This is a genomic window from Streptomyces sp. NPDC038200, from assembly GCF_055600785.1.
Genome location: NZ_JBVJYH010000047.1, coordinates 1 through 9,966, shown reverse-complemented (window position 1 = coordinate 9,966; position 9,966 = coordinate 1). Strand labels below are relative to the sequence as shown.

Sequence of the window (9,966 nt, the reverse complement as noted above, 5' to 3'; positions counted from 1 at the left end):
CAGGTCTGTGCGGTCGGATCACTGCGCCGTGACGACGGTGGTCTGCGTCGTTTCCTGACCTCGGTGGCGGAAGCCTTCGTCCAGGGCGTCGACGTGACCTGGCCGGCACTCTTCGACGGCACCGGCGCCCGCACCGTCGACCTGCCCACCTACCCCTTCCAACGCCAGCACTACTGGGCACAGGCCTCACCCGCCGGCACCGGCAGTTCCGCTGCGGCCCGCTTCGGCATGACCTGGGAGGAGCACCCGCTCCTCAGCGGCGCGCTGCCGCTCGCGGAGTCCGGTGAGCTGCTGCTCGTCGGGCGGATCTCCCCGGCCTCTCACTCCTGGATCGCCGACCACACCGTGGCCGGGACCGCCCTGCTGCCCGGAACAGCCTTCGTCGGCGTGGCGCTGCATGCCGCCGCGGTCGTGGGCTGCGCGGGCGTGGAGGAGCTGAGCATCGAGGCCCCGCTGCCGGTGCACGGCGGCATCCGGCTCCAGGTGGTGGTCGACGAGCCCGACTCCTCCGGCCGGCGCCGCGTGAGCGTGTTCGCGCGGCCGGAGGCGGAAAACGGGGACACCAGCCAGTGGACCCGACACGCCATCGGCGTACTGGCCCCTGACGCCGCCCCCGACCCGGGCCGGCCGCAGTGGAGCCGCGCGGCCTGGCCGCCGAGCGGTTCCGTGCGTGTGGAGCCGACGGAGCTCTACGACCGGTTCTCCGCGCTGGGATACGAGTACGGCGAGGTGTTCGCCGGGGTCGAGGACGTCTGGCTGCGCAAGGGCGAGGTGTTCGCCGAGGTCCGCCTGCCCGCGGGCGCGGCGCTGGACGCCGAGCGGTTCGGGGTGCACCCCGGCCTCCTCGACGCGGCTCTGCAACCCTGGCTGCTGGGCGACTTCGTGCCGCGGCCCGACGACGGATCCGTGCTGCTGCCGTTCGCCTGGCGGGGCATCACGCTGCACGCGACCGGTGTCGACGCGCTGCGGGTCCGCCTGGGCCCGGCCGGGGACGGGGCCGTGTCGCTCGAGGCCGTCGACCTCGCCGGTGCCCCGGTGCTGTCGCTGGACGCGCTCGTGCTGCGTCCGCTCGCGCAGGACCGGCTGGTGGAACTGGTCGGTGGCACGACGTCCGCGCCGCTGTACCGCGTGGACTGGCAGCGGAGCCCGATCGCGAGCGCGGCGCCGCCGGCCACAGGGCTCTTCGCCTCCGCCCCGTCCGGTGCGACGCGCCGGTGGGCGGTTGTCGGGCAGGGCGGTGCCGCCGCACGGTACGCGACGGCGGACCCTGGCACGGGGTGTGTCGGGGTCTTCCCCGACCTGGACGCACTGCGGACGGCGCTGGACTCCGGAGCGGACCGCCCCGACATCGTCCTCGCTGACTTCGGGGCCCAGCCCGGCACCGCCGCCCCGCACGGGACGGCTCTGGCCGACGGGGTACGGGACACGGCTCGGCGGGGGCTCGCCCTCGTACAGGGCTGGCTGTCCGACGAGCGCTTCGCCGCCGCACGCCTCGCCGTGCTCACCGAGCACGCCGTCGCCACCGAGGCGGACGAGCGGCAGGTGGACCTCGCCGGATCGGCGCTGTGGGGGCTGATGCGTTCGGCGCAGACCGAGCACCCCGACCGCTTCGTCCTCGTCGAACACGACGGGCAGGACGCCTCGTACCAGGCGCTGCCCGCCGCTCTCGACAGCGGAATTCCCCAACTGGCCCTTCGCTCAGGCGAGGTACGCACGCCCGGGCTGGCGGTCCTGCCCACCCCGGGAGACGGGCTCACCGCGACGGGCACGGGGTTCGATCCCGAGGGCACCGTGCTCGTCACCGGCGCCACCGGCACCCTCGGCAGCCTGCTGGCCCGGCACCTGGTCACCGCACACGGCGTACGGCATCTGCTGCTGCTCAGCCGCAGCGGGCGCGACGCCGGCAGGGCCGCCGAACTGGAGCGTGAACTCACCGGTCTCGGCGCCGAGTTGCAGCTCCTCGCCTGTGATGCGACGGACCGGGCAGCGCTGCAGGAGGCCCTCGCCACCGTCCCCGCCGCACACCCGCTGACCGCGGTGATCCACACGGCCGGCGTCCTGGACGACGGCGTCGTCGAGGCGCTGACCCCCGAACGGCTGGACCGCGTGCTGCGCCCCAAGGCGGACGCCGCACTGAACCTGCACGAGCTGACCGCGGGAATGCCGCTGAAGGCGTTCGTCCTGTACTCCGGGGCGGTCGGCCTGCTGGGCGGGGCCGGACAGGCCAACTACGCCGCGGCCAACGCGTTCCTGGACGGCCTGGCTCAGTACCGGCACGCGCAGGGGCTGCCCGCGGTGTCCCTGGCATGGGGACTGTGGAGCGCCGCCAGCACGTTCACCGGCCATCTCGGCGAGGTGGATCTGCGCCGCATGGAGCGGTCCGGCATCGCGCCGCTCACGAATGAGCAGGGTCTCGAACTGCTCGACCGGGCACTTGGTGCCGCCGCGGGCGCGGACGCGCCGCAGATCTGTGTGATGCGGCTGGACACGGCGGCACTGCGTCGGCGGGCCGCCGAACACGGGCCCGCTTCGGTGCCCCTGCTGCTGCGTACGCTGGCGGCGCCCGCCGTACGGCGCGGCGCGGTGCGAACGGGCCGTGGCGCACGGGCGGCGTCCGCGGTCACGGACGTACCGAGCCGGGCGCAAGACTTGCGCGAACGACTGGCCGGGCTGGACGCGGCGGGAAGGCGGGACGAACTCCTGGCCGTGGCCCAGGCGCAGTTGGCCGACGTGCTGGGCTTCACCGACAAGACCGCGGTCGACCCCGTTCGCTCCTTCCGCGAGATCGGTCTGGACTCGCTGACCGCCGTCGAGCTGCGCAACAGGCTCGATGCCGTCACCGGACTGCGGCTGCCGCCGGCGCTGGTCTTCGACCACCCCAACCTCGACGCGCTCGCCGGCCACTTGGCGGAGCTCCTCATGGCGGAGGGCAAGGACGACGCGGGCGCTGCGGCGCTGTCGGGCATCGATGCCCTGGACCGGGCGGTCCGGGGCATGGCGGCCGACGACACGCGGCGTGACGCCGTCCGCCGACGTCTCACAGAACTGCTGGCGGTGGTCGGCGACGCCCCACGGAACGGCGACCGCAGCACACGAACGGCCGCCGGCACAGGAAGCCACGGCGTGCAGGCGGGCCCCGACCTGCTGGGGCAGCTGGACTCCGCCTCCGACGACGACCTGTTCGCCTTCATCGAAGACCAGTTGTGAGCGGGACGCCGTGCGCGTTCCCCACCCGCACCGAAGCGCGCCGCAGCAGGCGCGCCTTGCACCGACACGAGCACGTAGGCCAGGAGGGTCCGGTCGATGACGGCCAACGACGACAAGATCCGTGACTACCTGAAGCGGGTTGTCGCCGAACTGCACAGCACGCGCCAGCGGCTGAACGCGCTGGAGGACAACGCCCGCGAGCCCATCGCCATCGTGGGGATGAGCTGCCGGCTGCCCGGCGGGGTGACCACCCCCGAGAGTCTGTGGGAACTGGTCGACTCCGGCACCGATGCCGTCTCGCCGTTCCCCGACGACCGGGGCTGGGACCTGGACGCGCTGCACCACCCGGAGTCGGGAGCCGTCCACTCCCGCGAGGGCGGTTTCCTCCACGACAGCGCCGACTTCGACGCGGAGTTCTTCGGCATCAGCCCGCGAGAGGCCCTGGCCATGGACCCGCAGCAGCGGCTCCTGCTGGAGACCGCCTGGGAGGTGTTCGAGCGGGCCGGTATCGACCCGGCCTCCGTCCGCGGCTCGCGCACGGGGGTGTACGCGGGTGTCATGTACCACGACTACGGCGCCCGGCTGAACGAGATCCCGCCGGGTCTCGAGGGCTACCTGGTCAACGGCAGCGCGGGCAGCATCGCCTCCGGCCGGGTGGCCTACACCCTCGGGCTGGAGGGTCCCGCCGTCACCGTCGACACGGCCTGCTCCTCGTCACTGGTCGCCGTGCACCTGGCGGCGCAGGCGCTGCGGCAGCGGGAGTGCGACATGGCGCTCGCGGGCGGCGCGACCGTCCTGTCCACCCCCGACCTGTTCATCGACTTCGCGCGACTGGGCGGCCTGGCCTCCGACGGGCGCTGCAAGGCGTTCTCCGACGCGGCCGACGGCACCAGCTTCGCCGAGGGTGCCGGAATGCTGCTCCTGATGCGCCTGTCGGACGCGGTGGACAAGGGCCACACCGTACTGGCGGTCATCCGCGGCTCCGCCGTCAACCAGGACGGTGCCAGCAACGGCCTGACGGCCCCCAACGGCCTCGCCCAGCAGCGGGTGATCCGCGAGGCGCTCGCCAACGCGGACCTCGGCCCCGACCAGATCGACGCGGTGGAGGCACACGGCACCGGAACCCGGCTCGGCGACCCCATCGAGGCACAGGCCCTGCTGCACACGTACGGTACGAGCCGCAGCCCCGAACGGCCGCTGTGGCTCGGCTCGCTGAAGTCCAACATCGGCCACACCCAGGCCGCTGCCGGCGTGGCCGGCATCATCAAGACGGTGCTGGCGATGCGCCACGGCCGGCTGCCCCGCACCCTGCACGTCACCCGTCCCTCCAGCCGGGTGGACTGGTCGGCGGGCGCGGTGGAACTGCTCACGCAGACACAGGACTGGCCCGGCCAGGGGGACGCCCCGCGCCGCGCCGGCGTGTCCTCCTTCGGCGCCAGCGGCACCAACGCACACCTCATCCTGGAGGGCGTCCCGGACAGCGACGACACGGCGGCGGAGCGCGAACCGTTCGCCGGCGGTGGCGCCTGGCTGCTCTCGGGCCGGACCGAAGCGGCGCTGCGAGCCCAGGCCCGCAGACTCCACGGCCATCTCGCCGCCCGCCCCCACGTGTCACCCGCCGCGGTCGGACGGACGCTGGCCCGCTCCCGTACACCGTTCGAGCATCGGGCCGTCGTCATCGGACAGGACACCGCCGCACTCCTGAGCGGCCTCACGGAGCTGGCGTCCGGCGCCGCGCACGGACCCGGGGTGATCACCGGCCGGGCCGCACGCGGACGCCGTACCGCACTGCTCTTCACCGGGCAGGGCAGCCAGCGGCCGGGCGCCGGGCGCCGGCTCTACGAGCGGTACGAGGTGTTCGCCCGGGCCCTGGACGAGACGGCCGCGGAACTCGACCGGCACCTGGACCGCCCGCTGCGCGAGGTGATGTTCGCGGAACCGGGCAGCGCGACGGCCGGTCTCCTCGACCGCACCGAGTACACCCAGCCCGCGCTGTTCGCCCTGGAAGTCGCCCTCTTCGAGCTGGTGAGCGCCTGGGGCCTGCGCCCCGACGCACTCCTGGGGCACTCGGTCGGCGAACTGGCCGCCGCCCACGTTGCCGGAGTGTTCACCCTGCCCGACGCCGCCCGCCTGGTGACGGCGCGGGGGCGGCTGATGGGCGAGCTGCCGGCCGGTGGCGCCATGGCGGCGATCCAGGCAGGCGGCCCGGAGATCGAGGAGACGATCACGGCGCTCACGGCTCGTAGGCCGGCGCGCATCGCCGTCGCCGCACTCAACGGGCCCGACGCCACCGTGATCTCGGGCGACGAGGACGCGGTCGCCGAGCTCGCCGCACTGTGGCGGGAGCGGGGCCGCCGTACCAAGGTGCTGCCCGTCAGCCACGCTTTCCACTCGCCGCGCATGGACGCCGCACTGGAACCGTTCGCCCGGATCGCGCGCGACGTCTCCTACGCCGAGCCGCGCATCCCGGTGGTCTCCAACCTGACCGGCGAGGTCGCGTCGGCCGCGACGCTGTGCACCCCGGAGTACTGGGTGCGCCACGCGCGCGAGGCCGTGCGCTTCAGCGACGGCTTCCGCACCCTGCGCGACCAGGGGATCGACACCTTCGTCGAACTGGGACCGGACGGCGTGCTGTCCGCCCTGGGACGTGACTGCCTGCGCGAAGAGGAACAGGACGCCCCGCACCAGGACGGCTCGACGGACCGTGACACGGCCGGTTCCCCCGCCGACGGGCAGGAGCGTCCCGTGCTGACGGTGCCGCTGCTGCGCCGGGATCGCGACGAGACGACCACCTGCCTCGGGGCCCTGGCCGCCGTCCACACCCACGGTGTCCCCGTCGACCTCGCGGCCGTGCACGGTGACGGTGACGGGCCCGCCGTCGATCTCCCCACCTACGCCTTCCAGCGCACGCGCTACTGGCTGGACGTCCCGGCCCCCGCCGCCGGCCTCACCACCACCGGTCTGGAGGCAGCGGACCAGCCCCTGCTCCCGGCCGCCATCGACCTGCCCGACGGGGAAGGCACCGTACGGACCGGGCTGCTCTCCGTCCGCACCCACCCGTGGATCGCCGACCACCGCGTCCAGAACCGCACCGTGGTACCCGGAGCGGCCCTCCTGGACATCGCCGCCTGGGCGGGCACCGAAGCGGGCTGCCCCCGGGTCGCCGAGCTGACCTTCGCCACGCCCCTCGTCCTGCCCGAGAGCGGGGAGGGGGTCCGGCTGCGCGTGACGCTGAGCGGTCCCGACGCGGAAGGCATCCGTACGATACGCATCGACTCCCGGCCCGCCGACGCCGCTCGGGCAGTCGACGCCCCCTCCGACTGGACCCGGCACGCGTCCGGCACCCTCGCCCCCGGAACCGAGGAGGCCGGTGACGGCGTCGACGTGCCGGCGGACCTGCTCGGCGTCTGGCCCCCGGCCGACGCGACCCCGGTGGCCCTCGACGCGGACGCCCTCGCGGCTGAGTACCGGCGCCTCGCGGACGCGGGCGTGACGTACGGCCCCGTGTTCCGGGGACTGCGCGCCGTCTGGCGGCGCGGCGAAGAGATCTTCGCCGAGGTCCGGCTCCCCGGCCAGGCGGCAGCCGACGCCTCGCGGTACGGCATGCACCCGGCCCTGCTGGACGCTCTGGCGCACGCCACCGGGTTCGGCGAGCAGTTCACCGAGGCCCACGGCCTGCTGCCGTTCTCGTGGAGCGACGTCCGGATCCACGTCCGCGGCACCGACTCCCTGCGCGTACGGATCGCCCCGGCGGGACCCGACGCCGTGACCGTCGCGGCGGCCGACCCGGCGGGCCGCCCGGCCCTCACCGCCCGCTCACTCACGCTGCGTCCCCTCCCGGCGCACCGGTTCCCGAGTCCGCAGGAGCGGAGCACACCGCTGTACCGACTGGAGTGGACGTCGGCCTCCGCTCCGGTGGCCGGACACGCCCGTCCCAGGCCGGCGGCAGCGGAGTGGGGCGTCCTCGGCGATGCGGGCCAGGCCCTCCTCGAGGGCGTACGCGACGGAGCGCAGGCACCGGTACGGACCTACGACGATCTGGCCGCGCTCGCGGCCTCCGACACGCCCCTGCCCGACCACGTCCTGGTGGAGCTCGGCCACGACGGGGACGACCTTGCCGCAGGCGCCCACGACCTGGCCGAACGTGCGTTGGCCGTGGTGCAGGGCTGGCTGGCCCACGCCCGCTTCACCGACGCACGACTGGTCGTGCTGACACACGGGGCGGTGGCCGCCGGCACCAGCGCGGTCCGCCCGGCCGCGGCCGTCGCCTGGGGACTGCTGCGCAGCGCACAGTCCGAGCACCCGGGCCGCTTCGTACTGGTCGACGCGGACCCGTCCGACCCGGCTGCCTCGTACCGCTCCCTGTCGCGGGCCGTCACCTCGGGAGCCTCCCAACTCGCCCTGCGCGGCGACGAGGTCCTCGTACCCCGACTCACCCATGGAGCGAACGGGCAGGGCGCTGCCGCCGGTCCCCTCGGCGACGCCACCGAGCCGGAAGCGGCCGCGGCCATGGGGCCCGCCCCGTCGGGGAGCCTTGCCGGCCCCTGGCGCGCGGACGGCACCGTGCTCGTCACGGGCGGAACCGGAACGCTCGGCAAGGCCGTGGCCCGGCATCTCGTGACCAAGCACGGCGTCCGGCACCTGATACTGGCCGGCCGGCGCGGCGCGGACGCCCCGGGCGCGGCCGGACTGGCCGCCGAACTGACCGACCTGGGCGCCGTCGTGAACATCGTCCGCTGTGACGCCGCCGACCGCTCGGCGCTCGAAGGCGTGCTGGCCGCCGTCCCCGCCGCGCACCCGCTCACCGCTGTCGTGCACACCGCCGGTGTGCTGGACGACGGCATCGTCACGGCACAGACCCTCCAACGGGTCTCGGCAGTTCTGCGGGCCAAGGCGGACGCGGTCACACACCTGCACGAACTGACCCGTGACCTGGACCTGTCCGCCTTCGTCCTCTTCTCGTCGGCTGCGGGAACCCTCGGCAGTCCCGGCCAGTCCGGCTACGCGGCCGCCAACAGCTTCCTCGACGCGTTCGCCGCCTGGCGGCGCGCGCAGGGCCTGCCCGCCGTGTCCCTGGCCTGGGGCCTGTGGGGCGACGGCGGTGACGGCGACGGCGGTAGCGCAGGGGCCGACGGCATGGGAGCGAGCCTGGCCGCCGCCGACCTGGCACGGCTGCGCCGTTCCGGAATCCTGCCCCTCGACCCCGCCGAGGCACTGGAACTGTTCGACGAGGCATGCGACCCCTCCAGGACCGAGGCAGTGTTGCTGCCGATCCGCCTCGACCTGGCCGGCCTGCGTGCTCGTGCCGCCCGCGGCACCGTACACGCAGGCGTGGTACCCGAAGTGCTGCACGCCCTGGTGCCCCCGCCCGCCGGTGCCGGACCCTCGTCCGGTGCGGGCACGCCGGACCCTGCGGCGGGCCAGGAGCCCCCGACCACGGCCCCGGCATCCGGCACCCTGGCCGAACAGCTCGCCGGGAAGCCGCGCGGCGAGCGGCTCGCCGTCCTCAGGGAGCTCGTGCGCACCGAAATCGCCTCGGTGCTCGGGCACGCGGACGCCCAACGCGTCCAACTCCAGTTCTCCTTCAAGGAAGCCGGATTCGACTCGCTCACCGCCGTCGAACTCCGCAACAGGCTCACCGCCGTCACCGGAACGAGGCTTCCCGCCACACTGGTCTTCGACCATCCGACGCCGGCGGCACTCGTCGACCACCTGGAACAGGAACTGCCGAAGGGCGGTCAGGAACTTCCCGCGGACGTCCCGGCCGTTCTGGAGGCACTCGATCGGATCCGGGACGGACTGGCCACCGCTGTCACCGACGACAACGGCCGCGCCCACGTCGCGGAACGCCTTCAGGAACTGCTCGGCACGCTCGCCCCGCCGGTGGCGGGCGTCCGCCCGGTCAACGGCTCGAACGGTCACGACGGGCAGGGCCCCGATGAGGTGTCGGTCGGCGAACGCCTCGCCGCCAGCACCGACGACGAGCTCTTCGACCTCTTCGACAGCGACTTCCGATCGATGTAGCCCAGGGCCCGCCTGCCGCCACGGCTCTCCCGCCCCGCCGCCCGTCCCACACCCCTGGAGAACAGCACCGTGTCTTCCGCAACGCCTGCCACCAACGAAGAAAAGCTCCGCGACTACCTCCGCCGCGCCATGGCCGACCTGCACGAGGCCCGCGAGCAGATCCGCCGGACCGAGTCGGCCAGGCATGAGCCGATCGCGATCGTGGGGATGGGGTGCCGGTTCCCGGGTGGGGTGTCGTCGCCGGAGGGGTTGTGGGATCTGGTGGCGTCGGGGGTGGACGCGGTCTCCCCGTTCCCTACCGATCGGGGTTGGGATGTGGCGGGGTTGTTCGATCCGGAGCCTGGTGTGCCTGGGCGTACGTATGTGCGTGAGGGTGGGTTCCTGCATGACGCGGGGGAGTTCGACGCGGGGTTCTTCGGTGTCTCGCCGCGTGAGGCGTTGGCGATGGATCCGCAGCAGCGGTTGTTGCTGGAGACGTCGTGGGAGGCGTTGGAGCGGGCGGGTATCGACCCGCACTCGCTGCGCGGCTCACGGACCGGCGTCTACGCCGGAGTGATGTACCACGACTACGGCAGCACCGTGGCGGGCTCCGCCGCTCCCGACGACGAGACGGCCGGCTTCCTCGGCATCGGGACGTCCGGCAGTGTCGCTTCGGGTCGTATCTCGTATGTGCTGGGTCTGGAGGGGCCGGCGGTGACGGTGGACACGGCGTGTTCGTCGTCGCTGGTCGCGTTG

Annotated in this window: 2 protein-coding genes and 1 pseudogene; all 3 read left to right on the top strand. The window is 74.0% G+C overall.

All coding sequences use genetic code 11. The features are described 5' to 3' along the window. Window positions 1–3,207 (top strand): type I polyketide synthase (locus ACZ7KF_RS41370; RefSeq protein WP_471087828.1); only part of this gene is annotated, 3,207 nt, incomplete at its 5' end. Between the two features lie 105 nt (window positions 3,208–3,312). Further along, window positions 3,313–9,231, top strand: a pseudogene (locus tag ACZ7KF_RS41365) (type I polyketide synthase); the annotation flags it as partial. A gap of 54 nt (window positions 9,232–9,285) precedes the next feature. Next, on the top strand, window positions 9,286–9,966 hold a 681-nt coding region (locus ACZ7KF_RS41360; RefSeq protein WP_471087831.1), incomplete at its 3' end, for a beta-ketoacyl synthase N-terminal-like domain-containing protein.